1 pseudogene is annotated in these 358 nt (G+C 41.6%); it reads left to right on the top strand.

Features of this window, described 5'->3' with window-relative positions:
- A pseudogene (locus GKZ86_RS25355) lies at positions 1 to 358 on the top strand (T9SS C-terminal target domain-containing protein); the annotation flags it as partial.

Below are 358 nucleotides of genomic sequence, written 5' to 3'. Positions count from 1 at the left end.
ACAGCAAAAATGCCCTGACCACACAAGGCGGAATTGTAGGCAACGGAACAGATTTCTGGGTTTTAAAATTAGACGAAGAGGGAGGCGTGGTTTGGAGTAAAACTTTTGATTTTGGAAAAACAGATATCCTGACTTCTTTGGTAGAAAATAAGGATGATACCTATTTACTGGGAGGCCATGCGAAAACAGAATCAGGCCGATCCCTTGTCAATAAAGTAGCCAAAGCTGCCGGGGCAAGCAAAGAAAAAGACGGAATTGATGATTACATCGCCTTGAAAATAGATGCTAAAGGTGAAGAGATCTGGAAGAAAACAATAGGAAGCGCCGGAGAAGATATCCTTAGAAAGGTAATTGAAAC

The sequence above is a fragment of the Flavobacterium sp. LC2016-13 genome (assembly GCF_009707955.1).
Classification (GTDB): Bacteria; Bacteroidota; Bacteroidia; order Flavobacteriales; family Flavobacteriaceae; genus Flavobacterium.
The sequence above is the reverse complement of the archived record's forward strand: the minus strand, read 5'-3'. Positions and strand labels throughout refer to the sequence as shown.